Source organism: Proluteimonas luteida, from assembly GCF_021191695.1.
Taxonomy (GTDB): domain Bacteria; phylum Pseudomonadota; class Gammaproteobacteria; order Xanthomonadales; family Xanthomonadaceae; genus Luteimonas; species Luteimonas luteida.
In genome coordinates this window covers 30074-52974 of the sequence record NZ_JAIWPT010000003.1, presented here as the reverse complement: position 1 = coordinate 52974, position 22901 = coordinate 30074, and the positions used below count along the sequence as shown (strand labels likewise).

Below are 22901 nucleotides of genomic sequence, written 5' to 3'. Positions count from 1 at the left end.
CTGCATCCCGCCTCCAGCCGCCACAGGAACCACCGCCGCATGTCCCACGCCTCCGCCACCGACGCCGCGCCGGCGACCTGCGAGAACTGCGCCACGCCGCTGCAGGGCGAGTTCTGCTACCACTGCGGCCAGTCGACGCACAGCCCGGTACGCCACGTCGGCCATGCGGTCGAGGAGGTCTTCGAATCGTTCTGGCACCTCGACGGGCGCATCTTCCGCACCGTGCGCGACCTGTTCGTGCCCGGCCGTATCGCCAACCGCTATCTCGCCGGCCACCGCGTGCGCTACGTCGCGCCGATGCGGCTGTTCGTGATCCTGACCGTGTTGACGTTCTTCGTCGCCAGGTTCCTGGTCGACGACAGCCTGGTCGACCTGGCGGCGAACAGCATCGACCCGGACACGCAACAGCGCATCGAACAGGCGTTGACCGCCGCCGAGGTGGCGGCCGTCCGCGACGAGGTGCTGGCCGACCTCGACGAGACCCGGCGCGTCGCCGGCGCGATTCCCGGCGTACGCCCGCAACTCGAAGAGGCCGAAACGCTGGTGCGGCAACAGGCGCAGGCGCGGATCGATGCGCTGGCGCCCGGCGCCGACCTTGGCGCCGATCCGCAGCCCGAAGCCGGGCGCGCCGCCGGCGCACCCACGCAATCCCCGACCGGAACGGACCCCACACCGGCCGTGCGCGCGAAAGAACCGCCGACGATCGGCGGACCGCTCGGCGAACGCGTCGAATCCAACGTCCTGCGCGGGCGCGACAATCCCGAAGTCGTGGTCCGCGCCCTGCTCGGCGCCGCGCCGACGACGCTGTTCATCCTGGTGCCGCTGTTCGCTGTGCTGCTCAAGCTGTTCTACGTGTTCCAGCGACGGCTGTACCTGGAGCACGTCGTCATCGCCCTCTACAGCCATGCGGCGCTGATGCTCGGCCTGCTGCTGGTGTTCTGCTGCGCGCTGGCGGGCGGCTGGCTCGCGCCGCGCGTGGCCTGGGCCGCGCATGCGCTCGGATGGCTGCAGTCGCTGCTGCTGGTGGCGATGCCGGTGTATCTGCTGCTGATGCAGAAGCGGGTCTACGGCCAGTCGTGGCCGATGACGCTGCTGAAGTTCGCGGTGATCGGCAACTTCTACCTCGTGCTGTTCCTCAGCGTGGCCGGCCCGACCGCCTTCTACGCGCTGTACGCCCTGTAGCCGCCACAGCCCACGGCAAGGACGCCGCGTCGCGGGCATGTGCCCTGCGGGATCGCGGGCGCGCCGTTTCCGGACCCGCCTTCAGGGATCGACCTGCGCCCGCAGCCAGGCATCGCGCTCGGCCGCCGGCACCGCCAGCCACCGCGTGCGCAGCGCGTCGCGGTCCTGCGGTGGCGTGCGCTGGGCCAGCACGGCGAGGTCGGCCACGGCCTGCGCCGACATCGCCCGCAGCGCGAGCATCGCCGGCGCATGCTGCGCGTTCGGCATCGCGGCGAACAGCGGGTGCAGGCCCGGCCACGCCGCACCGAGCGTCGGCCCGAGCAGCCAGCCGCGCTGCATGCCCTGGTCGAGGCTGTCGAAACGCGCGCGCAGCGCCTTGCGCTCCGCCTCCGGCAAGGCCGCATAGCGCTCGGCGGCGGCCTGCAGGCGCATGCGCTCGGCATGCGGCAGCGCCTGCAGCGCTTCCCAGGCCTCGCGCTGTTGCGCGCGCGTCGCCGCGGGCAGCGCATGCCATTCGGCGACACGTGCTGCGAACGCCTGCCGCTGCGCCGGGGTCATCGCCGCCAGACGCGCTGCGCGGGCGGTCAGCCGCTCGCGCTCGGCGGCCGGCAGGTGTTCCCAGCCCGGGATCGTCGCCGGCAGCGCCAGCGCGCCGGCGCAGCTGCAGGCCAGCACCGCGGCCAGCAGCAGGCGCGTGCCGGAGCGCCCTCCGCGCATGCGGCGCTCAGATCTCCGCATCGCTGGTCTCCAGGGCATCGTCCACGCGGGTGGGCACGTCGCCGTCGTCGACCGGATCGGCGACGACGGGGACATCGAGATGGACTGCAAGCCAGGCGTGGAACGCGGGGTCCTCGCGCCACGCCGCGTCGTCGGCTGCGCGGCTCTCGAGCAGCAGTTCGAAGTCGCGCTCGGTCAGCAGGGCGATGTCGGCGTCGTAGCGCGCCTGCGGATCGGCGGGAGCGCCCAGGGCTTCGACACGGATCCCCGCATCGCCGGCATCCCCGCCCGGCCCCGACGTCCACCATGTCGCGGCCAGCGCGGCGCCGGTGGCCAGCACCACCGCGCCCAGCGCCGGCCACAGCCAGCGCGGACGCGGCGGCGGCGACGCCACCGGCGGCGCGACGTCGGAGGTCGAGGCGCCGGGCGTTGCCGCCTGCGGCCGGGCCACCGGGAAGCGGCGCAGCGCGGGCACCGTGCCCTGCATCGCCGCCTCGCGCATCGCCGCCAGCCGCGCCAGGCGATCGGCGGGCAGTTCGCGGACCGCCTGCTGCACGCTGTCCGCCAGCGCGCGCCAGGCCTGCGCGTCCGGGGCGCCGTCGGCCTGGTGCGGCAGCGCGCGGCGCAGGCCCAGCCGATAGGTCGCACGCGACACGCCAAGCACGGTCGCGGCGTCGTGTTCGCTCAGGCCGGCGACCAGCCGCAGCAGCAGGGTGACCCGCGGGCCTCCGGACAACCCTTCCAGTGCAGCCAGGCCGTCGTCGCCATGCGCCAGCGGCGCCGGGGCCCGCAGCAGCGGGGCCGCGAGCAGCAACGACCAGAACCTGCGCGGCCATTCGGAGAAGGCGGTCCGCGGCGCGATGCCGGCGAAATCGGCCATCGCGTTGGCCAGCGCGGCGTCGCCGGTCTCGATATCGCCGCACTGCCACTGGGCGAACAGCGCGGCGCGCCGCTCCACCCCGCGCAGGAACGCGGACGCGGCGGACGACGGGCCCGGAGCAGACGGGGGATGGGGTGTGGTCATCGGAAACGGCGGGAGGACGGGACGCATCATAGCCGCCCCACTGCCGCGCCCAAGCCTTGACAGCGGTCACAGATGGCGTTCCACAGCTGTTTTCCCGGGGAAATGTTGTGCACAGGGTTCACAACCCTGTCATTTCCCTAAAGCTGAACCGAGCCCGCGGCCACATGACAATGATGTTTCACGGACAAGTTATTGATATTTAAAGGGAAACATCATTTGGCACTTTTTTGTCCAAAGTGCCGCCACCGGCCCGAAGTGGCCGACATTGATCGCCGCGCATGGATTCATGCACAGGCTTATCCACAGATCGTGTGGATAAACCAAAATCCCTTTCGCATCGGCCACTTGCAGCCGATACGTGCAACCGGGGACAGCTTCCGCGCGCAACTCCCCCTCTGCGGCGGCCCCAGCCGGGCCGGCAGCGGCCGCGCCTGCCAGCCCCCTCCGGCAATGGACGACAGGCCCTAGACTTCCCCGGTGCCCACCCCAGATGCCGTCCTCCGCGTCGCCCTGCCGCTGCCGTTGCCACGGCTGTTCGACTATCGCGTGCCCGCGGGCGGCCCGCCGGCCACCGATGCCGACGTGGGCCGGCGCATGCGCGTGCCGTTCGGCCCACGCGAGCTGGTCGGGGTGGTGGCGGCGGTCGGGCCGGCGGACGCCGGGGCGCCGGCGCTGCGCGAGGCCCTGGTGTGGCTGGACGACGCTCCGCTGCTGGGTGGCGAACTGCTCGATTCGCTGCACTGGCTGGCCCGCTATACCCACGCGGCGCTCGGCGAGGTGCTGGCGACCGCGCTGCCGGCGGCGCTGCGCCGCGGCGAGCCGCTGCCCGACACCCACACCTGGGCATGGCGGCTGACCGAGGCCGGCGCGACCGCGCTGCCCGGCCTGAAGGCCGGTGGCCGACCGCGCCGCCTGGCGGAACTGCTGCAGGCCGCAGCACGCGACGAGGCCGGCCTCGATCCGCTGCTGGACGGCTGGCGCGCCGCGGCGCGCGCACTGGCCGCGCGCGGCCTGGCCGAGCGCATCGCGATCCCCGCCTCGCAACTGGCGCCGGCGCCGCAGCCAGGGCCGCCGCTGCATGCCGAGCAGCAGGCCGCCGTCGACGCGGTCCGCGCCGGCAGCGGTTTCGCCGCGCTGCTGCTCGACGGCGTGACCGGCAGCGGCAAGACCGAGGTCTACCTGCAGGCGATCGCCGACTGCCTGGCGCGCGGGCGCCAGGCGCTGGTGCTGGTCCCGGAGATCGGCCTGACCCCGCAGACCCTGGCCCGCTTCCGCGCCCGCCTCGGCGTGCCGGTGCATGCGCTGCACTCGGGCCTCAACGACACCGAGCGCGCGCGGGTGTGGACCGCGGCGCTGCGCGGCGAGGCGCGCGTGGTCGTGGGCACCCGCTCGGCGGTGTTCGTGCCGCTGCCCGACGCCGGCCTGATCGTCGTCGACGAGGAACACGACGGCAGCTACAAGCAGCAGGACGGCATCCGCTACCACGCGCGCGACTTCGCCCTGGTGCGCGGCAAGGCGCTCGACGTGCCGGTGCTGCTGGGCAGCGCCACGCCGTCGCTGGAATCGCTGCAGAACGCGGTCGCGGGCCGCTACCGGCACCTGCGGCTGTCGCACCGCGCCGGCAACGCGAAGCCGCCGGCGGTGCGCGTGCTCGACGTGCGCAAGCGCCCCCTCGACGCCGGACTGTCGCCCGAACTGCTGACCGCGATCCGCGCCGCGCTCGATGCCGGCGGCCAGGTGCTGGTGTTCCGCAACCGGCGCGGCTACGCGCCGGTGCTGTTGTGCCACGACTGCGGCTGGAGCGCGCATTGCCCACGCTGCAGCACGCCCGAACACAGCCGGCCGATGACCGTGCATGCCGGTGGCCGGCGCCTGCAGTGCCACCACTGCGGCCACCGCGCCAGCGCGCCACCGGCCTGCCCCGACTGCGCCAGCCTCGGCCTGCAGCCGCAGGGCGTGGGCACCGAGCGCATCGAGGAACTGCTGGCCGCACGCTTCGCCGACGTGCCGGTGCTGCGCATCGACCGCGGCAGCACCCGCGGCAAGGACGCACTGGAACGCATCTTCACCGACCTCGGCACCCGCCCGGGCATCCTCATCGGCACGCAGATGCTGGCCAAGGGCCACGACCTGCCGAACCTGACGCTGGTCTGCGTGGTCGGCGTCGACGAGGGCCTGTTCTCGGCCGACTTCCGCGCCAGCGAGAAACTGGCGCAACTGCTGATCCAGGTCGCCGGCCGTGCCGGCCGCGCCGACAAGCCGGGCCTAGTGCTGCTGCAGACCCACCACCCGGAACACGCGCTGCTGCAGACCCTGATCCACGGCGGCTACCACGCCTTCGCCGCCGAGGAACTGGTGCAGCGCGAGGCCGCGGCGTTCCCGCCGTTCGCGCCGCTGGCGCTGCTGCGCGCCGAGTCGCCGCATGCCGGGCCGCCGATGGCGTTCCTGCACGCGGCGCGGCGGGTGCTCGCGGCGCAGGTGCAGGCGCGCACGAACGATCCGAAGCAGCCGGCGCTGTGGATCGACGGCCCGGTCGCCGCGCCGATGCCGCGCCGCGCCGGCCTGTACCGCGCGCAGCTGCTGCTGTCGGCCAGCGGTCGCCGCGACCTGCACGGCGTGCTCGACGCCGCGCTGCCGGAGATCCATGCGCTGCCCGAAGCGCGCAAGACGCGCTGGTCGCTGGACGTCGATCCAGTCGACCTGTACTGACGCGCGCGGCCGATTGGATTTCCTATTCCCGTAGGAGCGGCCCCTGGCCGCGATGTTCTTCGCCCGCTTGCCGAAAAGCGAAAAGCGATCGCGGCCAGGGGCCCGCTCCTACGGGGCGATGGCGCCCGCGGCGATGGAGTCAGTCGGTGGCCGACCTGCGCGTGCGCCGCCGCGTCGTGCGCCTGGCCGCCGGCGCCTCGCGGATCTCGACGGCCTGGCCGTCGCGGCGCACCTCGAACAACCCGATCGCGTCGATCAGCGCGCTGAGGTTGCGGTAGCCGTAGTTGCGCGCGTCGAACGAGCCCTGGTTGCGCACGTGGCTGCCGACCGTGCCCAGGTGCGACCAGCCGGCATCGTCGGCCGCCGACGACACCGCGCTGCGCAGCAGCTGCACCAGTTCGGGATCGGCCTGCAGCTCGGCGGTGGTCTTCGGCCGCACCGCCGCGGCATCGCCGCCGTCGTCGGTCGCGCCGAGTTTCTCCAGATACAGGAACGTCGAGCACGCCTTGACAAACGGCGTCGGGGTCTTTTCCTGGCCGAAACCGTAGACGCTGTAGCCGTCGTTGCGCAGGCGCATGACCAGCGGGGTGAAATCGGCGTCGCTGGAGACGATGGCGAATCCGTCGAGGTTGCGCGCGTACATCAGGTCCATCGCGTCGATGACCATCGCCATGTCCGACGCGTTCTTGCCGGTGCTGTAGGCGAACTGCTGGATCGGGCGGATCGCGTACTCGTGCAGCACCTTTTCCCAGCCCGACAGGTGCTGGCTCTTCCAGTTGCCGTAGGCGCGGCGGACGTTGGCCACGCCGTGGCGCGCGATCTCGGCCAGGATCACGTCGATCTTCGCGGCAGGCGCGTTGTCGGCGTCGATCAGCAGCGCGATGCGTTTCTCGTTGTCGAGGCGGGGTTCGCTCATGACTCTCCTGCATGCGGCGATGGCCGCGTCGTCGTGGATCCGGCGACAGTGTAGGCCGCGCGCCGCCGATGCGGCCGGTCAATCGGTGCCGAACAGCTCGCGCGCCATCACGATCGCGTCCTCGCGGCCGTGGTGCGCCGGGTAATAGCGCGGCCGCCGGCCGATCTCGTTGAATCCCTCGTCGTGGTAGAGCGCGATCGCGTGCGGATTGGACGGCCTCACCTCGAGGAACACGCGCTGCGCGCCATGGCCCTGGGCCGCGGCGATCAACGCGCGGAACAGGCGCCGGCCGTGCCCGCGGCCCTGCGCCTCGGGCGCGACGCAGACGTTGAGCACGTGCGCCTCGCCCGCCGCGATGCTGAGCACGCCGTAGCCGACGATGTGCTCGGCGTCGTGCAGCACCCACGCCGGATAGCCCGCCTGCAGGCAGTCGTTGAAGATGCCCGGCGTCCACGGAAACGGATAGGCGCGGCGCTCGATCGCCATGACCGCATCGAGGTCACCGGTGCGCATCGGCCGCAACGCGGTCGGCGCGACCGGCCGTGCGGGCGCCGGTGCGCTCATTGCCGCGCGACGACCGCCGTCGCCCGCAGCCGCCGCAGCAGCGGCCACAGCGCGCGCTTGGCCTGCGGGCTGCGCCGCAGCGGCGGCAGCGTGCCGACCTGGCGCGCCACCAGCACGGCATCGCCGCCCTCGCGGTCGCGGCCCGCGGCGCGCAGCAGCGCATCGAGCAGCGGGTCGTCGGGCAGCGCATCTGCGGTTGCCGCATGCATGCGGTAGCGCGCATGCCCGAGCGCGTCGAGCACTGCGCACTGCAAACCGTCCCAGCTCACGCGGCCGGCTCCACCGGTGGCCTGCGGCGGCGGTACAGCCACAGCCCCGGTCCCGACAACGCGTACAGCGTCGCGGCGACCAGCAGGGTCTTGGGCGGATCGATCCACAACGCGATCAGGATGCCGACCGCCAGCACCAGCACGAAGAACGGCACGCGATCGGCCTTCGGTCCGGTGCCGCTGCCCTTGAAGCTGCTGTAGCGGATGCGGCTGACCATCAGCAGGCCGGCGACGATGGTCACCGCCAGCGCGACGAAACGCAGTTCGTCGCCGGTGAAGCCGAGTTCGTGGCAGGTCCAGACGAAACTGGCCATCAGCCCCGCCGCCGCGGGACTGGCGAGACCGACGAAATAACGCTTGTCGACGGTCGCGACCTGGCTGTTGAACCGCGCCAGCCGCAGCGCCGCGCAGGCGGCATACAGGAACGCGCCGAGCCAGCCGATCTTGCCCAGGGTATTGCCGTCCAGGCGCATCGCCATCAGCGACCAGTGGTACATCACCAGCGCCGGGGCCATGCCGAAGCTGATCAGGTCGGCCAGCGAGTCGTACTGCACGCCGAACTCGCTCTGGGTATTGGTCAGGCGGGCGACACGGCCGTCGATGCCGTCAAGGATCGCGGCGACGAAAATCGCCACGCAGGCGGCGGTGAAGCGACCCTGCGATGCGGCGATGATCGCGAAGAATCCCGCGAACAGGCCGCCGGTCGTGAACAGGTTGGGCAGCAGGTAGATGCCGCGGCCGCGGCGGGGTGTCGGATCGGCTTCGCTCATGTGCCGAGTGTAGCGCCGACGCGCGCCGCCCGGACGTGCCGGTTGCGCCCGGACGCCCGGGGTGCTGGAATCGCGGCGACCACGCGCGCCCCCGCGCGCCCTCCGGAGTCCGCCATGCGCCACCTGCCCCATTGCCTGTTCCTGCTCGCCATTGCCGCCGCGCCGCTGGCGGCCAGCGAGGTCTACAGCTGGAAGGACGCGAACGGCGTCACCCACTATTCGCAGACGCCGCCGCCGGCCGGCACGCACTACGAACTGCGCAACGTGCGCGGCGACGGCAGCACCGGCGTGGCGACGCCTGCCGCCACTCCGGAACCCGCCCCTGCCACGACCGCGGCCGCCACGCCCGATGCCAACACGCAGTGCGAACTGGCGCGCGGCAACATCGAGGCCCTGCAGGGCGACAGCCCGGTCCACCAGGCCGGCGCCGACGGCACGCCGCGCGAGCTCGATGCGGCCGAACGCAGCAACCAGCTGGCGCTGGCCCAGGCCGCGGAGCGCGCGTACTGCCGCTGACCTGCAGCCGCCGCAGGCGCACGGCCCGGACAGGGGTGCATGGCACAATAGCCGGCCATTCCCGAGCCAGATGCCGCCGATGCGCCTGTCGCAGTTCCACCTCCGTACCGAAAAGGAAACACCCGCCGACGCCGAGGTCATCAGCCACAAGCTGATGCTCAAGGCCGGCATGCTGCGCAAGCTGGCCGCCGGCATCTACACCTGGTCGCCGCTGGGACTGCGCGTGCTGCGCCGGGTCGAGCGCATCGTGCGCGAGGAGATGGACGCCGCCGGTGCGATCGAACTGCTGATGCCCTCGGTGCAGCCGAAGGAACTGTGGGAGGAAACCGGGCGCTGGGAGAAGTTCGGCGGCCAGCTGCTGAAGATCAAGGACCGCAAGGACGCCTGGTACTGCTACGGCCCGACCCACGAGGAAGTGGTCACCGATTTCGCGCGCAACGAACTGGCCAGCTACAGGCAGCTGCCGGTGAATTTCTACCAGATCCAGACCAAGTTCCGCGACGAGATCCGCCCGCGCTTCGGGGTGATGCGCGCGCGCGAGTTCCTGATGAAGGACGCCTATTCGTTCGACATCGACGAGGCCGGCATGGCCGCGTCCTACCGCAACATGCACGCGGCATATACCCGGATATTCACCCGGCTCGGGCTGCGGTTCCGCTCGGTACAGGCGGACTCGGGCGCGATCGGCGGCGACGCCTCGCAGGAATTCCACGTGCTCGCCGATTCGGGCGAGGACGCGATCGCATTCTCGACCGCGTCCGATTACGCCGCCAACGTGGAAACCGCCGCGGCCGCCACGCCGGGTCCGCGCCCGGCCGCGGCCGAGCCGATGCGCCGCGTCGAAACCCCGACCCAGAAGACCTGCGAGGACGTCGCCGCACTGCTCGAGATTCCGCTGGCCCGCACCGTCAAGTCGGTCGCGTTGATGGCCGGCGAAGCGTTCGTGCTGGCACTGGTCCGCGGCGACCACGCGGTCAACGAGATCAAGCTGGCCAAGGTCGACGGCCTGGCCGATTACCGCATGGCGACCGAGGCGGAAATCCAGGCATTTCTCGGCAGCGAACCGGGCTTTCTCGGGCCCGTGGCCGCGCAACGCCCGATCCGCGTGCTGGCCGACCGCGAGGTCGCGGCGATGGCGGACTTCGTGGTCGGTGCGAACGCCGCCGGCTTCCACCTCGCCGGCGTCAACTGGGGCCGCGACCTGCCGGAACCGGACGTCGTCGCCGACATCCGCAACGTGGTCGAAGGCGATCGCGCGCAGGACGGCGGCGAACTGAAACTCGTGCGCGGCATCGAGGTCGGCCACATATTCCAGCTCGGCCGCAAGTACGCCGAGGCGATGGACTGCACGGTGCTCGACGCGGCCGGCAAGGCGGTCGTGCCGCTCATGGGCTGCTACGGCATCGGCGTCTCGCGCATCGTCGCCGCCGCGATCGAACAGAACCATGACGACAACGGCATCCTGTGGCCGGCGGCGATGGCACCGTGGCAGGTGGCGGTGTGCGTGATCAATCCGAAGAACGAGCCCGAGGTCGCCGACGCGGCCGATGCGCTTTATCGCGAGCTGCTGGCCGCGGGTTTCGATGCGGTGCTCGACGACCGCGGGCTGCGGCCGGGCGCGATGTTCGCCGACATCGAGCTGATCGGCATTCCGCACCGGGTCGTGGTCTCCAGCCGCGGCCTCGCGGCCGGCAGTTTCGAGTATCGCGCACGCAATGCCGAGGCCTCGGAAAACCTCGACCGCGAGACGGTATTCGCGCGGCTCAAGGGCTGATTGCCGTCACCGGCGGGCGCAAGCCCGGCCGGGGGATAATCGACGACTTTCATCACCCCGTTTTCACGTGAAAACCGGGGCGGATTTGTGCATCGGGATAATGCCGATTATGATGCCCGGCAGCCAAGGACCGGTTTCACCCACCTTTCAAGCCGGAGTCACATCGAATGGCATTTGACCTGAATGCATTTTCCCCGAGGGAACTCGAATCGCTGATCGCACAGGCGAAGCAGCGCAAGACGGCGCTGAAGAAGCGCAAGCCGATCGCATCGGTCCGCAAGAAGGTCACCGACCTGGCTGCGTCCGAGGGCTACAGCATCGCCGAACTGTTCGGTGGCAGCGCCGGCACTGCCAAGACCGCGACCGCGCGCAAGACCGCAAGCCCGACCAAGGGCCGCAAGCTGGGCAAGGTGCCGCCGAAGTATCGCAACCCTGCCAACAAGGCCGAAACCTGGACCGGTCGCGGCAAGCAGCCGCTGTGGCTGGCGGCGCAGATCAAGAAGGGCAAGAAGCTCGAGGAATTCCTGATCAAGTAAAACGGTCGGGCACGCGTCGGCGCGACATCCGCCGGCAATGGAAAGGCGCCCTTGCGGCGCCTTTTTCATGGGTTTCCGCCGGTGTCCGGGCGGGGCGGGCCACGATCCGGACCCGCGCCGGTCGCCCTGTGCGGCTGGCCGCAAACGCCGGCGCCGGGGGCGTTGCCCCGACCTGCGACCGGGGCGACCGGCGATCAGAGATTCTTGCGCGCCGGCAGCAGCAGGTTGCCGAACACCAGGCCGGCGATCAGCGCGAGGATGATGTTGGTCACCGCGAGCATCGCCTGCTCGCCCGCCATCACGTCCTGGCGCTGGATCAGGTTCATGACCCCGCGCAGGCTGGTGCTGCCGGGCACCAGCATGATGATGCCGGGCACGCGGATCAGTGCGCCCGGCCGGTTCGCCCAGCGCGCGTAGCCGTTGCCGGCGGCAGTGACCACCAGGCCGGAGACGAACAGGCCCGCGTTCGAGCCATAGGCCTGGCCGACGAAGCGCGAGATCAGGTACCCCGATGCGGCCGCCGCCATCACCAGCAGCACGTCGCGGCGCGCGGCGCGGAACAGGATCGAGAACGCGAACGCGGCGACCAGCAGCGCCAGCCATTCCACCCAGTCCGGCTGCGGGCGCGCGGCCCGGACCTGCGGCTCGATCCCGAGCAGTTGCGCCAGCCCCAGCGCGATCGCGGTGCCGACGGTCAGCTTGAGCACCGTCGTCACCGCACCCGCGAAGCGCGCGGTGCCCGAGACCAGATGCTGGCTGGTTAGCTCGTTGATCGCATTGGTCAGCGCCATGCCGGGCAGCAGCACGATCAGCGAGGCGATGATCACCGTGTTGAGGTTGAGCGGCACGATGAATGCCGAGATCAGGATCGCGACCAGGCCGGCGAGCATGCCCGCCAGCGCATCGCTGGCCTCCTTCAGGCGCACGCCGTTGCGCGTGGCCAGGTCGAGCAGCCCGATCAGCAGGCCGATGCAGGCGGCCGCGGCGATGTCCGACCACGGCAGCCGCCACAGCCCGGCAACGCTGGCGGCGATCATCGGGAAGCCGAGCAGGTGCAGCAGCGCGGTGCGCCGGCGCGGCTGGCGCTGTTCGAGCGCGCGCAGCGCGGCATGGCCCTCGGCGAGGTCGAGTTCGCCGGCCACGACCTGCTCGGCGATGCAGTCGGTCTCGCACAGCTTGAACAGGTTGACCTCGCCCGGCGACATGCGGATCACGCGGGTGGTGTCGCTGTCGCCCGGCGGCCGCAGCGGGTCGCTGAAGGACAGCACCATGCCGGTCGGGTTGACCCAGGGCTCGCAGTCGAGGCCCAGCTGCTGGGCCGCGGCGATCACCGCGCCCTCCAGGCGCTGGGCGGTGGTGCCGTAGGCATGCAGGTGCTCGGCCAGTTCCACCACGAAGGCGATCCGCGCGGCATAGCTTGCGGCGGTGGCGGGAGACGGCGAGGACATCGCGACAGGATCGCATGCGCGCAGGGACCCCCGGTAGCGGCGTGGCGCTGCGGGTATCGGGCGCATTCAGCCGGGCGGCGTGACGCCCGGCCTCACATCCGATCACGGTATCCTCTGCGCTGTTTGCCCTGCCCGCCCCCGACTGCATGACCGTCCCGCACCACGCCACGCCAAGCGCCGACGTCGATGCCGGAAGCGGCTCGTTGCAACTCCATGGGTACTGGACGCTGGACCATTCGGGCGACATCGAGCGGGTGCTGCGCGACCAGCCGGGCGAAGTGAAGCAGATCGATGCCACCGGTATCGACCGGCTCGATTCGCTGGGCGTGCTCGAGCTGCTGCGCTTCGCCGAACGCCGCGATCTCGACTTCGCCAGCTTCCGTTTCCGCGACGACCACCGCAGCCTGGTCGCGGCGATCGAGGACGTCGGCGACGACCGGCCGCAGCGCAAGCGCGAGTACGGCGTGGCCGCCGCGCTGGGCCGCCTCGGCTACGCGATGCACAACAACGCGCGCGAGGTCGTCACGCTGGTCGGCTTCCTCGGCGAGACCCTGGTCAAGCTGGCACGCCTGGCCGTCGCGCCGCGCCGCTTCCGCCTGACCTCGACCGTGCACCACATGGAGCAGGTCGGCCTCGACGCGGTGCCGCTGGTCGCCCTGCTGTCGTTCCTGGTCGGCGCGGTGATCGCGTTCCTCGGCTCGACGATCCTCGCCGACTTCGGCGCGACGATCTTCGTCGTCGAACTGGTGTCGATCGCCTTCCTGCGCGAGTTCGGCGTGCTGCTGACCGCGATCCTGCTGGCCGGCCGCACCGCCAGCGCGTTCACCGCGCAGATCGGCGCGATGGTCAGCCGCGAGGAGGTCGACGCGATCCGCACGCTGGGCCTGGACCCGGTCGAACTGCTGGTGATCCCGCGCATCGTCGCGCTGCTGATCATGCTGCCGCTGCTGACCTTCATCGCGATGATCGCCGGCCTGACCGGCGGCCTGTCGGTCGGCGCCTTCAGCCTCGACATCCCGCCGCAGGCCTACCTGGCCCGCATGCACGAGCAGATGCAGCTGCGCCATTTCCTGGTCGGCATGTCGAAGGCGCCGGTCTTCGCGATGGTCATCGGCCTGATCGGCTGTCTCGAAGGCCTGCAGGTCAAGGGCACCGCGCAGTCGGTCGGCGAGCGTACGACCTCGGCCGTGGTGCAGGCGATCTCGCTGGTGATCATCATCGACGCGTGCGCGGCGATCTGGTTCATGCACATGGGGTGGTGAAGCCGTGATGGGTGATTCGTGATGGGTGATTCGAAACAGCAGAAGAGCGGGGGCGTGCCGGCCGATGCGGACGCTGCTGCCCTGTCCAATCCCGAATCCCCGTCTTCAACGGACGAACGTCCGGTCATCCCGAATCCCGACGCCGGCAAAGCCGACGTCGCCATCCGCGTGCGCGGCCTGGTGACTCGGTTCGGCGCGCAGACCGTGCACGACGGCCTCGACCTGGACGTGCGCCGCGGCGAGATCCTCGGCGTGGTCGGCGGCTCGGGCACCGGCAAGTCGGTGCTGATGCGGGCGATCCTCGGCCTGCGGCCACCGCAGGGCGGCAGCATCGAGGTGCTCGGCGTCGACGCGCTGTCGCGCGACCCCGAGGACCGCGCGCACATCGAACGCCACACCGGCGTGCTGTTCCAGGACGGCGCGCTGTTCTCGTCGCTGACCGTCGGCGAGAACGTGGAGGTGCCGCTGAAGGAGCACCATCCGACGCTCGACGACTCGCTGCGCTACGAGCTGTCGCTGCTGAAGGTCAAGCTGGCCGGGCTGCCGGCCGACGCCATCGACAAGCTGCCGGCGCAGCTGTCGGGCGGCATGCGCAAGCGCGCGGGACTGGCGCGGGCGCTGGCGCTCGATCCACCGCTGCTGTTCCTCGACGAGCCGACCGCGGGCCTGGACCCGATCGGCGCGGCCGCCTTCGACCGCCTGATCCGCACGCTGCAGGAAGCGCTGGGCCTGACCGTGTTCCTCATCACCCATGACCTCGACACCCTGTACGCTATCTGCGACCGCGTTGCGGTGCTGGCGGACAAGCGGGTGATCGCGGTCGCGCCGGTGGAGGAGGTCGAACGGATCGAGCATCCGTGGATCCAGGACTACTTCAACGGGCCGCGCGGCCGCGCCGCGCGCGATGCCAGGGCGCGCTGCCCGGGAGTCAACTGAAATGGAAACCAGAGCCAACTACGTCCTCATCGGCGCGTTCACCCTCATCGTGAGCGTGCTGCTGCTCGGCTTCGCGCTGTGGGCGGCGAAGTATTCGTCGGACCGCAGCTGGAACGAGTTCGATGTCGTCTTCCGCGAGCCGGTCACCGGCCTGAGCGAAGGCAGCAGCGTGCAGTACAACGGCATCGCGGTCGGCACCGTCGACAACCTGATGCTGGCGCCGCAGGACCCGCGCCAGGTCATCGCCAGGCTGCGCATCCAGGCCAACGCACCGGTCAAGACCGACACCCGCGCCCGGCTGTCGATGACCAGCCTGACCGGCGCGCCGATCATCCAGCTGACCGGCGGCTCACCCGACGCCCCCAAGCTGGTCCCGGAGAGCAGCGACCGCGTGCCGGTGATCCAGACCGAGGCCTCGGCGTTGCAGAACATCGCCGACACCGCCAACCGGCTGGTGGAGCGCCTCGACCAGGTGCTCAGCGAGGACAACGTCGCGCGCATCGCCGCGACGCTGGAGCACATCGAGGGCATGACCGGCGCGGTCGCCAACCAGCGCGAGGATCTCGGCGCGATGATCGTCAATGCCCGCCGCGCCAGCGAGCAGCTCGAGCAGACGCTGACCACGACCAACCGCGCGATGAGCAACTTCGACCGCGAACTGGTGCAGAAGCTGCCGGGCCTGGTCGCCCGGCTCGACAGCACGCTGACCCGGCTGGACTCGGCCGCCGGCGGCGCAGACACCATCCTCAACGAGAACCGCGCGGCGATCAGCAGCTTCGCCAACGACGGCCTGTCGCAGCTCGGCCCCACGCTGGGCGAGCTGCGTGCGCTGGTCCGCGACCTGCGCCGGATCAGCGACCGCCTCGATGCCAATCCCGCGCGCTACCTGCTCGGACGCGACGCCCCGAAGGAGTTCGACCCCGAATGATGACCTCGCATCCATCGCAGCCCGCTGCGGCTCCGCTGCGGTCCGTCGCGCGCATCGCCGCGCTCGCGCTCGTCCTCGCCCTGGCCGGCTGCGCATCGCTGCTGGGCGGGGGCGGCGGCGACCGCGAGCGTTCGACGATCTATGCCCCCGATCCGCGCCCCGCGCCCGACCCGGCCTGGCCGCGCGCCGACTGGCAGCTGACCCTGAGCCCGCCGACCGCGGCGCGCATGACCGACAGCTTCCGCATCGCGGTACGGCCGACGCCGGGCGAGCTGCAGGTCTACCGCGGCGCCACCTGGGCCAAGACCCCGACCGACATGCTGCACGACAGCGTGCTGCGCATGTTCGAGGATTCGGACAGGATCGCTGCCGTCGCCCGCCAGGGCGCCGGCATCACCGCCGACTACAAGCTGGTCATCGACCTGCGCCGGTTCGAGGCCGACTACAACGGCAACCTGCTGCCGACCGCGCTCATCGAAGCCAACATCAAGCTGATCCACAACATCGACCAGACCGTCGCCGGCGCGCGCACGTTCCTCGTCGCCGAGCCGGCCAGCGGCACCGACGTCGCACAGGTCGTCGACGCCTTCGACGCCGCACTGGGCACGATCAGCGGGCAGGTCGTTGGCTGGACGCTGACCACCGGCAACGCGCACGAGGCCACGACGCATCCGGACGCGCGCGCCCGCTGACGCTTCGCGATCAGCCCAGGATCCGGCGGAACGTCAGATTGATGCGCGGACCGACCGGCCGCGCCGTCTTCGGCAGCGCATGCCGATAGTGCTGCTGGGTCGCGCCGCGCATCAGCAGCAGGCTGCCGGCGGGCAGCGGCAGCGTCAGGCCGACGCCGGGCCGGGTCCGGTGCTTGAACGAGAAGCGCCGCGTCGCGCCGAGGCTCAGTGACGCGATCACCGGCCCGGGCCCCAGCTCGCGCTCGTCGTCGCTGTGCCAGCCCATGCCGTCGCGCCCGTCGCGGTAGAGATTCGCCAGCACGCTGTTGAAGCGAACCCCGGCAGCCTCGCCGACCGCATCGCGGACCGCCCGCAGCGCATCCGGCCAGGGATGCGGCGCGAAGCGCGTGCCCGAATAGGCATACGAGGCGTCCGGATCGCCGATCCAGCAGCTCAGGCGCGGCGCGGCGACGCACCTGCCGAACAGGCGGACGTGGTGCTGCTGCCACGGCACCTGCGCCATCAGCGCCACGAACAGCGCCCGGCTCGCATCCGGGTCCAGCCAGCCCGGACACCACGCCAGCGACGCACCGGGCAGCGTCAACGACTCGAACGTCTTGTCCATCGCGCGACGCCCGTGCATTTCCGGTTCGCGTGGCTGCAGCGCCCGGTAGGCGGGCGACAGTTTCGCTGTCCGGCAAAAGACAGATCGCCCCCGTGGCGGATCCACCACGGGAAACTCCGCGATCGTGCCGCGACCCGGTCGGCACGGATCTTCAACGACAGGATTCCGTGCCCGCTCCCGAGGGGGACGACCACGGGCCCGCCGCTCAGTTGGCGATCGCGAACGGGACGCCCGTCTTCGCCTTCAGGTCCTCGATGCTCACGCCCTCGGCGATCTCCACCAGCACCAGTCCGTCGGAGGTCACGTCGAACACCGCCAGGTCGGTGATGACGCGGTCGACCACGCCGACGCCGGTCAGCGGCAACGTGCATTCGGCCAGGATCTTGTGGCTCTCGTCCTTCGCCAGATGCTCCATCAGCACGACCACGCGCTTGACGCCGGCGACCAGGTCCATCGCGCCGCCCATGCCCTTGACCATCTTGCCGGGCACCATCCAGTTCGCCAGGTCGCCCTTGTCGGTGACCTGCATCGCACCGAGGATCGCCAGGTCGATGTGGCCGCCGCGGATCATCGCGAACGATTCGTGGCTGCCGAAGTAGCTGGCGCCGGGGCGCGCGGTCACGGTCTGCTTGCCGGCGTTGATCAGGTCGGGATCGACCTCGTCCTCGGTCGGGAACGGGCCGATACCGAGCAGGCCGTTCTCCGACTGCAGCCAGACGTCGACGCCGTCGGGAATATGGTTGGCGACCAGGGTCGGCAGGCCGATGCCGAGGTTCACGTAGGCGCCGTCGCTCAGTTCGCGGGCGGCGCGCTGCGCCATCTCGTCGCGGGTCCAGGCCATCAGTGTTCTCCCGTCGTCTTGCGCACGGTGCGCTGTTCGATGCGTTTCTCGGGCGCCGCGTTGACGACGATGCGGTCGACGTAGATGCCCGGCAGATGCACCTGGTCCGGATCGATGTCGCCGATCTCGACCAGTTCCTCCACCTCCGCGACGCAGATCTTGCCGGCCATCGCGCAGGCGGGATTGAAGTTGCGCGCGGTCTTGCGGAACACCAGGTTGCCGGCCTTGTCGGCCTTCCAGGCCTTGACCAGCGCGATGTCGGCGGTCAGCGCGGTCTCCAGCACGTAGTGCTTGCCGTCGAACTCGCGCGTCTCCTTGCCCTCGGCAACGATCGTCCCGAAGCCGGTCGCGGTGAAGAACGCCGGGATGCCCGCGCCACCGGCGCGCAGGCGTTCGGCCAGCGTGCCCTGCGGGTTGAACTCGAGCTCGAGCTCGCCGCCCAGGTACTGGCGTTCGAAGGAGATCGCGGTCAGGCCGGTGACGCCGGAATCGCGCAGCGCGGCGATCAGGGCTTCGGGGATGCCGCACAGGCCGAAACCGCCGACGGCGAGGGTCTGGCCGTCGGCGACGATATCGGCCAGCGCGGTGGCGGCGTCAGCGAATACCTTGCCTTTGCGGCCGGTGTCTGCTGAGGAAGACGGATCGGGCATCGGTCGGGGCTTCCACTGGTGGGGCCGGGCATTCTAGCGCGCGACCGGCGCTCGCCGCCTTGGACCTTGGTTCAGTGGCGCTGCGCGGCGAGGGCCGCGATCACCCCGTCCAGCCCCGCCTGCCAGGTCGGCAGCACGATGCCGAAGTCCCCGCGCAGGCGCGCCGTGTCCAGGCACGAGTACGCGGGGCGCCTGGCCGGCGTCGGATAGTCCGCGGTAGCGATCGGCACGACCACCGGCGCCTGCGCGAGCAGCCGCGCATCGACGGCACGCGCGAAGATCGCCTCGGCGAAGCCATGCCACGAGGTTTCGCCCTCGGCGGTCAGGTGCCAGGTGCCCGACAGGCCATCGCCCGCGCGCAGCGCCTGCACCGTGGCGTCGGCGATAAGCGCCGCGGGGGTCGGCGTGCCGACCTGGTCGGCGACCACGCGCAGTTCGTCGCGCTCGGCCGCGAGACACAGCATCGTGTGCAGGAAGTTCCGGCCGTGCGCGGCGTAGACCCAGGCGGTGCGGAAGATCAGGTGGCGGCCGCCGGCGGCGCGGATCGCCGCCTCCCCTGCCAGCTTGGTCGCCCCATAGACGCCGAGCGGCGCGGTCGGGTCGTCCTCCCGGTAAGGGCGCGTCCCGGTGCCGTCGAACACGTAGTCGGTCGAGTAATGCACCAGCGGCACGCCGTGTGCGGCGCACCAGGCGGCGATGACACCGGGGGCGACGGCATTCGCCAGCCGCGCCGCCTCGGCATCGGTCTCGGCGCGGTCGACCGCGGTGTAGGCCGCGGCATTGAGCACGACACCGGGCTGGATACGGTCGAGCAGTGCGGGCAGTGCGTCGGGCGCAGCGAAGTCGGCCTGTTCGCAGGCGCTGCCGTCGGGCAACATCCCGCTGCGGGTCGTGGCGACGACCGGGCCCAGCACGGCCGCGGCGCGCAGCAGTTCCTGCCCGACCTGCCCGTTCGCGCCGAGCACCAGGACGCTCACGGCACGAACACCGGCAGGCGGTCTTCCGGCACGTCGGCGAGGATCGGCGCCTTCGCGTCCTTGTCCGACAGCAGGGGGTCGCGGATCGGCCAGTCGATGCCGATCGCCGCATCGTTCCAGCGCACGCCCGCATCCGCTTCCTTCACGTAGACATCGGTGCACAGGTAGCTGAACACCGCGCGCGCCGACAGCACCGCGAAGCCGTGTGCGAAGCCTTCCGGGATCCAGAACTGGCGCCGGTTCTCCGCGCTGAGGATCACCGCCTCCCAGCGCCCGAACGTCGGCGAGCCGCGGCGGATGTCGACGGCCACGTCATAGACTTCGCCCTCGAGCACGCTGACCAGCTTGCCCTGCGGCCGCGGCCACTGGTAGTGCAGCCCGCGCAGCACACCCTGGACCGACGTCGACACGTTGCTCTGCACGAATTTCGTCGGCAGGCCGTGCCGGCCGAAGCGCTCGGCATTCCAGGTCTCGAAGAACACGCCGCGTTCGTCGCCGAACACGGCCGGCTCGATGACCACGGCCCCGGGCAACTTCGTTTCGATGGTCTTCAACGCACGACTCCACGCTTGAGCAGGGACAGCAGGTACTGGCCGTAGCCGTTCTTCGACAGCGGCGCGGCCAGCGCTTCCAGTTGCGCGGCGTCGATCCAGCCGTTGCCGTAGGCGATCTCCTCGGGACAGCTGACCTGCAGCCCCTGCCGCGCCTGGATAGTCTCGATGAAGTTCGACGCCTCGTGCAGCGACTGGTGGGTGCCGGTGTCGAGCCAGGCGTAGCCGCGGCCCAGCCGCTCCAGGTACAGCGCGCCGTCGTCGAGATAGCACTTGTTGAGATCGGTAATCTCCAGCTCGCCACGCGGCGAGGGTTTCAGCGCGGCGGCATAGTCGCTGGCGCGGCCGTCGTAGAAGTACAGGCCGGTGACCGCGTAGTTCGAGCGCGGCGCCGCGGGCTTCTCGGCGATGTCGATGACCCGGCCTGCGCCGTCGAACTCGGCCACGCCGTAGCGCTCGGGGTCGTTGACCCAGTAGCCGAACACCGTCGCGCCCTCGCGGCGCGCATCGGCGCGCCGGAGCGTGTCGGTCAGTCCATGGCCGTGGAAGATGTTGTCGCCCAGCACCAGGCAGCTCGGTTGGCCGGCGACGAAATCGCGACCGATCAGGTAGGCCTGGGCGAGGCCGTCCGGGCTCGGCTGCACGGCATAGCGGATGTCCATGCCCCACTGCGAGCCGTCGCCGAGCAGCGCCTGGAACAGCGCCTGCTCGTGCGGGGTGTTGATGATCAGCGCCTCGCGGATCCCCGCCAGCATCAGCACACTGAGCGGGTAGTAGATCATCGGCTTGTCGTAGACCGGCAGCAGCTGCTTGCTGACGCCCTTGGTGATCGGATACAGCCGGGTGCCGGAGCCGCCGGCGAGGATGATGCCCTTGCGTTGTGTCATCAGGTGGATCCTTGCGTATCCCTTCTCCCGCGTGCGGGACGACGTGCCCGCAGGGGTAGAAGGTGCCCGAAGGGCGGATGAGGGGAGACGCATCGTCGCGATCAGGCCGCGGTGCCGATTCTTTCCAGCCGGTAGCTGCCATCGAGGATGTGCCGCACCCAGTCCTGGTTGGCCAGGTACCAGTCCACGGTCTCGGCGATGCCGCTCTCGAACGTGTGCGCAGGCGTCCAGCCGAGTTCGCCCTGCAGTTTCGAGGCATCGATCGCGTAGCGGCGGTCGTGGCCGGGCCGGTCGGCGACGAAGGTGATCTGGGAGCTGCGCGGCCGGCCGTCCTCGCGCGGCCGGCGCTCGTCGAGCAGGCGGCAAATGGTCTCGACGACCTCGATGTTCTGACGCTCCGAATCGCCGCCGACGTTGTAGGTCTCACCGACACGGCCCTTCTCCAGTACGGTGCGGATCGCGGCGCAGTGGTCGCTGACGAACAGCCAGTCGCGCACCTGCCGCCCGTCGCCATAGACCGGCAGCGGCTCGCCGGCCAGCGCCTTGGCGATCACCAGCGGGATGAGCTTCTCGGGGAAGTGGTAGGGGCCGTAGTTGTTGGAACAGTTGGTCGTCAGCACCGGCAGCCCGTAGGTGTGGTGGAACGCACGGACCAGGTGGTCGGACGCGGCCTTGGACGCCGAATACGGCGAGTTCGGCGCGTACGGCGTGGTCTCGGAGAACCTGCCGGTCTCGCCGAGCGTGCCGTAGACCTCGTCGGTGGAGACGTGCAGGAAGCGGAACCCGTCCTTCGCCGCGCCCGCGAGGCCCTTCCAGTAGTCGCGCACCGACTCCAGCAATCCCAGCGTGCCGACGACATTGGTCTGGATGAACGCGGCCGGTCCGTCGATGGAGCGATCGACATGGCTCTCGGCGGCGAAGTTGAGCACCGCATCGGGCCGGTGCTCGGCCAGCAGGCGCGTCACCAGGGCGCGGTCGCCGATGTCGCCGTGCACGAACACGTGGTCGGGATTGCCGTCCAACGAGGCCAGCGTCTGCAGGTTGCCCGCATAGGTCAGGGCGTCCAGGTTGACCACGCGCACGCCCAGGCGCACCGCCTCGAGCACGAAATTGCCGCCGATGAAACCGGCGCCGCCGGTCACGAGCCAGGTTGGCACGGGCACACTCTCCTGAGGAACACGTCGACGCCGCCGTCTTGGGGCGGATGCAACAGGATAGCGGGTCCAAAGTGCGGGACTCGGGGGAAACTGAACACCCCCTCTGACCGCTCCGGTCGCGGCAACCCATGTCCCCGGCTAGAATTGGCCGGTTCGCCCCGTGCCGGCCGCCGCGGCCGGGAACCCCCGCCAGACACTTCAGATACCAGAGGAATGCCCGCTCGATGAAGATCCTCGTCGCCTACAAGCGCGTGGTGGACTACAACGTCCGCATCCAGGTCAAGCCGGACGGCTCCGGCGTCGTCACCGACGGCGTCAAGCTGTCGGCCAATCCGTTCGACGAAATCGCGCTCGAGGAAGCGCTGCGGCTGCGCGACAAGGGCGTGGCGACCGAGGTCGTGGTCGCGACGATCGCCCCCGCCGATGCCCAGGCCCACCTGCGCAACGGCCTGGCGATGGGCGCCAACCGCGCCATCCACGTCGTCTCCGACCAGCCGGTCCAGCCGCTGACCGCCGCGCGCACGCTGCTGAAGCTGGTCGAGAAGGAAGCCCCGGACCTGGTCATCCTCGGCAAGCAGGCGATCGACGACGACGCCAACCAGACCGGGCAGATGCTGGCCACGCTGTGGGGCCGCCCGCAGGCCACCTTCGCCAGCAAGGTCGAGATCGAAGACGGCAAGGCCACGGTGACCCGCGAGGTCGATGCCGGCCTGGAGACGCTGGAAGTCGACCTGCCAGCCGTGGTCACCACCGACCTGCGCCTCAACGAACCGCGCTTCATCAAGCTGCCCGACATCATGAAGGCCAAGAGCAAGCCGCTGGAAACGATCCCCTTCGCCGATCTCGGTGTCGACGCCGCGGACACGCTCAGGACCACGCATTACGAGGCGCCGACCAGGCGCAGCAAGGGCGTGATGGTCAAGGACGCGGCCGAACTGGTCGCCGCGCTCAAGGCCAAGGGCCTGCTCTGAATCCGTCGCTCCCGCGCAGG

At 70.7% G+C, this 22901-nt stretch carries 24 protein-coding genes; 10 read left to right on the top strand and 14 right to left on the bottom strand.

The annotated features are described in order from the left end of the window. Positions 1-39 precede the first annotated feature (39 nt). The gene (locus LDO26_RS03775) at positions 40-1182 is read left to right on the top strand and encodes a DUF3667 domain-containing protein (RefSeq protein ID WP_232129748.1); all 1143 of its coding nucleotides are present in this window, start codon (positions 40-42) and stop codon (positions 1180-1182) included. Positions 1183-1263: 81 nt separating this feature from the next. On the opposite strand, the gene LDO26_RS03770 is transcribed toward LDO26_RS03775, so the two are convergent. Together LDO26_RS03770 and LDO26_RS03765 are read right to left on the bottom strand one after the other, a co-directional pair. Further along, positions 1264-1899 (bottom strand): DUF3106 domain-containing protein, encoded by a 636-nt coding sequence (locus LDO26_RS03770; RefSeq protein WP_232129747.1) that lies wholly within the window; start codon positions 1897-1899, stop codon positions 1264-1266. Between the two features lie 7 nt (positions 1900-1906). Further along, positions 1907-2923: a hypothetical protein gene (locus tag LDO26_RS03765; RefSeq protein ID WP_232129746.1), complete on the bottom strand. Its 1017-nt coding sequence runs from the start codon at positions 2921-2923 to the stop codon at positions 1907-1909. Between the two features lie 477 nt (positions 2924-3400). Here LDO26_RS03765 and LDO26_RS03760 point away from each other — a divergent pair, with 477 nt between their 5' ends. After that, positions 3401-5632, top strand: a complete 2232-nt coding sequence (locus tag LDO26_RS03760; protein ID WP_232129745.1) for a primosomal protein N' — start codon at positions 3401-3403, stop codon at positions 5630-5632. 139 nt (positions 5633-5771) lie between these two features. Here LDO26_RS03760 and LDO26_RS03755 read toward each other — a convergent pair whose 3' ends face one another. From LDO26_RS03755 to pssA, 4 genes are all read right to left on the bottom strand, one after another. Beyond that, on the bottom strand, positions 5772-6548 hold the full coding sequence (locus tag LDO26_RS03755) for an NYN domain-containing protein (protein WP_232129744.1): 777 nt from the start codon (positions 6546-6548) through the stop codon (positions 5772-5774). A gap of 78 nt (positions 6549-6626) precedes the next feature. Then, the gene (gene rimI / locus LDO26_RS03750; RefSeq protein WP_232129743.1) at positions 6627-7112 is read right to left on the bottom strand and encodes a ribosomal protein S18-alanine N-acetyltransferase; all 486 of its coding nucleotides are present in this window, start codon (positions 7110-7112) and stop codon (positions 6627-6629) included. Further along, on the bottom strand, positions 7109-7381 hold the full coding sequence (locus LDO26_RS03745) for a hypothetical protein (RefSeq protein WP_232129742.1): 273 nt from the start codon (positions 7379-7381) through the stop codon (positions 7109-7111). Before LDO26_RS03745 ends, rimI begins: the two co-directional genes overlap by 4 nt. Next, positions 7378-8151, bottom strand: coding sequence for a CDP-diacylglycerol--serine O-phosphatidyltransferase (pssA, locus tag LDO26_RS03740; RefSeq protein ID WP_232129741.1), 774 nt, complete (start codon positions 8149-8151; stop codon positions 7378-7380). The genes LDO26_RS03745 and pssA overlap by 4 nt, the downstream gene beginning before the upstream one ends. A gap of 114 nt (positions 8152-8265) precedes the next feature. Here pssA and LDO26_RS03735 point away from each other — a divergent pair, with 114 nt between their 5' ends. From LDO26_RS03735 to LDO26_RS03725, 3 genes are all read left to right on the top strand, one after another. Further along, entirely contained in the window at positions 8266-8667 is a 402-nt protein-coding gene (locus LDO26_RS03735; RefSeq protein ID WP_232129740.1) for a DUF4124 domain-containing protein, read from the top strand. Positions 8668-8746: 79 nt separating this feature from the next. Beyond that, positions 8747-10441: a proline--tRNA ligase gene (locus LDO26_RS03730; RefSeq protein ID WP_232129938.1), complete on the top strand. Its 1695-nt coding sequence runs from the start codon at positions 8747-8749 to the stop codon at positions 10439-10441. A gap of 167 nt (positions 10442-10608) precedes the next feature. Continuing rightward, entirely contained in the window at positions 10609-10977 is a 369-nt protein-coding gene (locus LDO26_RS03725; RefSeq protein ID WP_232129739.1) for an H-NS histone family protein, read from the top strand. 194 nt (positions 10978-11171) lie between these two features. Here the strand turns inward: LDO26_RS03725 and LDO26_RS03720 are convergent, their stop codons facing one another. Next, positions 11172-12425 (bottom strand): threonine/serine exporter family protein, encoded by a 1254-nt coding sequence (locus LDO26_RS03720; RefSeq protein ID WP_232129738.1) that lies wholly within the window; start codon positions 12423-12425, stop codon positions 11172-11174. A 146-nt stretch (positions 12426-12571) separates the two neighbouring features. Here LDO26_RS03720 and LDO26_RS03715 point away from each other — a divergent pair, with 146 nt between their 5' ends. From LDO26_RS03715 to LDO26_RS03700, 4 genes are all read left to right on the top strand, one after another. Next, positions 12572-13687: an MlaE family ABC transporter permease gene (locus LDO26_RS03715; RefSeq protein ID WP_232129737.1), complete on the top strand. Its 1116-nt coding sequence runs from the start codon at positions 12572-12574 to the stop codon at positions 13685-13687. Between the two features lie 81 nt (positions 13688-13768). Beyond that, on the top strand, positions 13769-14623 hold the full coding sequence (locus tag LDO26_RS03710) for an ABC transporter ATP-binding protein (protein WP_435594028.1): 855 nt from the start codon (positions 13769-13771) through the stop codon (positions 14621-14623). 1 nt (position 14624) lies between these two features. Further along, positions 14625-15551 carry an MlaD family protein gene (locus LDO26_RS03705; RefSeq protein WP_232129735.1) on the top strand — a complete coding sequence of 309 codons (927 nt, stop codon included), beginning with the start codon at positions 14625-14627 and terminating at the stop codon, positions 15549-15551. Then, complete coding sequence (locus LDO26_RS03700; protein ID WP_232129734.1) at positions 15551-16243, top strand: ABC-type transport auxiliary lipoprotein family protein; 693 nt, start codon at positions 15551-15553, stop codon at positions 16241-16243. Before LDO26_RS03705 ends, LDO26_RS03700 begins: the two co-directional genes overlap by 1 nt. A 10-nt stretch (positions 16244-16253) precedes the next feature. On the opposite strand, the gene LDO26_RS03695 is transcribed toward LDO26_RS03700, so the two are convergent. The 7 genes from LDO26_RS03695 to rfbB all read right to left on the bottom strand — a co-directional run bounded on the left by LDO26_RS03695 (position 16254) and on the right by rfbB (position 21910). Beyond that, positions 16254-16847: an alpha-ketoglutarate-dependent dioxygenase AlkB family protein gene (locus LDO26_RS03695; protein ID WP_232129733.1), complete on the bottom strand. Its 594-nt coding sequence runs from the start codon at positions 16845-16847 to the stop codon at positions 16254-16256. Between the two features lie 205 nt (positions 16848-17052). Further along, positions 17053-17688 carry a CoA transferase subunit B gene (locus tag LDO26_RS03690; RefSeq protein ID WP_232129732.1) on the bottom strand — a complete coding sequence of 212 codons (636 nt, stop codon included), beginning with the start codon at positions 17686-17688 and terminating at the stop codon, positions 17053-17055. Continuing rightward, positions 17688-18338 carry a CoA transferase subunit A gene (locus LDO26_RS03685; RefSeq protein WP_232129731.1) on the bottom strand — a complete coding sequence of 217 codons (651 nt, stop codon included), beginning with the start codon at positions 18336-18338 and terminating at the stop codon, positions 17688-17690. Before LDO26_RS03685 ends, LDO26_RS03690 begins: the two co-directional genes overlap by 1 nt. 71 nt (positions 18339-18409) lie before the next feature. Beyond that, complete coding sequence (rfbD, locus tag LDO26_RS03680; RefSeq protein ID WP_232129730.1) at positions 18410-19315, bottom strand: dTDP-4-dehydrorhamnose reductase; 906 nt, start codon at positions 19313-19315, stop codon at positions 18410-18412. After that, the gene (gene rfbC / locus LDO26_RS03675) at positions 19312-19869 is read right to left on the bottom strand and encodes a dTDP-4-dehydrorhamnose 3,5-epimerase (RefSeq protein ID WP_232129729.1); all 558 of its coding nucleotides are present in this window, start codon (positions 19867-19869) and stop codon (positions 19312-19314) included. Before rfbC ends, rfbD begins: the two co-directional genes overlap by 4 nt. Further along, positions 19866-20753, bottom strand: coding sequence for a glucose-1-phosphate thymidylyltransferase RfbA (rfbA, locus tag LDO26_RS03670; protein WP_232129728.1), 888 nt, complete (start codon positions 20751-20753; stop codon positions 19866-19868). The genes rfbC and rfbA overlap by 4 nt, the downstream gene beginning before the upstream one ends. Positions 20754-20854: 101 nt before the next feature. After that, on the bottom strand, positions 20855-21910 hold the full coding sequence (rfbB, locus tag LDO26_RS03665; RefSeq protein WP_232129727.1) for a dTDP-glucose 4,6-dehydratase: 1056 nt from the start codon (positions 21908-21910) through the stop codon (positions 20855-20857). Between the two features lie 224 nt (positions 21911-22134). On the opposite strand from rfbB, the gene LDO26_RS03660 reads away from it, so the two are divergent. After that, positions 22135-22881, top strand: a complete 747-nt coding sequence (locus LDO26_RS03660) for an electron transfer flavoprotein subunit beta/FixA family protein (RefSeq protein ID WP_232129726.1) — start codon at positions 22135-22137, stop codon at positions 22879-22881. The last annotated feature ends 20 nt before the right edge of the window (positions 22882-22901 follow it).

Coding starts and splice junctions, on each gene's coding strand:
- LDO26_RS03775 (WP_232129748.1), top strand. CDS start 40: ATGTCCCACGCCTCCGCCACCGACGCCGCGCCGGCGACCTGCGAGAAC.
- LDO26_RS03770 (WP_232129747.1), bottom strand. CDS start 1,899: ATGCGCGGAGGGCGCTCCGGCACGCGCCTGCTGCTGGCCGCGGTGCTG.
- LDO26_RS03765 (WP_232129746.1), bottom strand. CDS start 2,923: ATGACCACACCCCATCCCCCGTCTGCTCCGGGCCCGTCGTCCGCCGCG.
- LDO26_RS03755 (WP_232129744.1), bottom strand. CDS start 6,548: ATGAGCGAACCCCGCCTCGACAACGAGAAACGCATCGCGCTGCTGATC.
- rimI (WP_232129743.1), bottom strand. CDS start 7,112: ATGAGCGCACCGGCGCCCGCACGGCCGGTCGCGCCGACCGCGTTGCGG.
- pssA (WP_232129741.1), bottom strand. CDS start 8,151: ATGAGCGAAGCCGATCCGACACCCCGCCGCGGCCGCGGCATCTACCTG.
- LDO26_RS03735 (WP_232129740.1), top strand. CDS start 8,266: ATGCGCCACCTGCCCCATTGCCTGTTCCTGCTCGCCATTGCCGCCGCG.
- LDO26_RS03730 (WP_232129938.1), top strand. CDS start 8,747: ATGCGCCTGTCGCAGTTCCACCTCCGTACCGAAAAGGAAACACCCGCC.
- LDO26_RS03725 (WP_232129739.1), top strand. CDS start 10,609: ATGGCATTTGACCTGAATGCATTTTCCCCGAGGGAACTCGAATCGCTG.
- LDO26_RS03720 (WP_232129738.1), bottom strand. CDS start 12,425: ATGTCCTCGCCGTCTCCCGCCACCGCCGCAAGCTATGCCGCGCGGATC.
- LDO26_RS03715 (WP_232129737.1), top strand. CDS start 12,572: ATGACCGTCCCGCACCACGCCACGCCAAGCGCCGACGTCGATGCCGGA.
- LDO26_RS03705 (WP_232129735.1), top strand. CDS start 14,625: ATGGAAACCAGAGCCAACTACGTCCTCATCGGCGCGTTCACCCTCATC.
- LDO26_RS03700 (WP_232129734.1), top strand. CDS start 15,551: ATGACCTCGCATCCATCGCAGCCCGCTGCGGCTCCGCTGCGGTCCGTC.
- LDO26_RS03695 (WP_232129733.1), bottom strand. CDS start 16,847: ATGGACAAGACGTTCGAGTCGTTGACGCTGCCCGGTGCGTCGCTGGCG.
- LDO26_RS03690 (WP_232129732.1), bottom strand. CDS start 17,688: ATGGCCTGGACCCGCGACGAGATGGCGCAGCGCGCCGCCCGCGAACTG.
- LDO26_RS03685 (WP_232129731.1), bottom strand. CDS start 18,338: ATGCCCGATCCGTCTTCCTCAGCAGACACCGGCCGCAAAGGCAAGGTA.
- rfbA (WP_232129728.1), bottom strand. CDS start 20,753: ATGACACAACGCAAGGGCATCATCCTCGCCGGCGGCTCCGGCACCCGG.
- LDO26_RS03660 (WP_232129726.1), top strand. CDS start 22,135: ATGAAGATCCTCGTCGCCTACAAGCGCGTGGTGGACTACAACGTCCGC.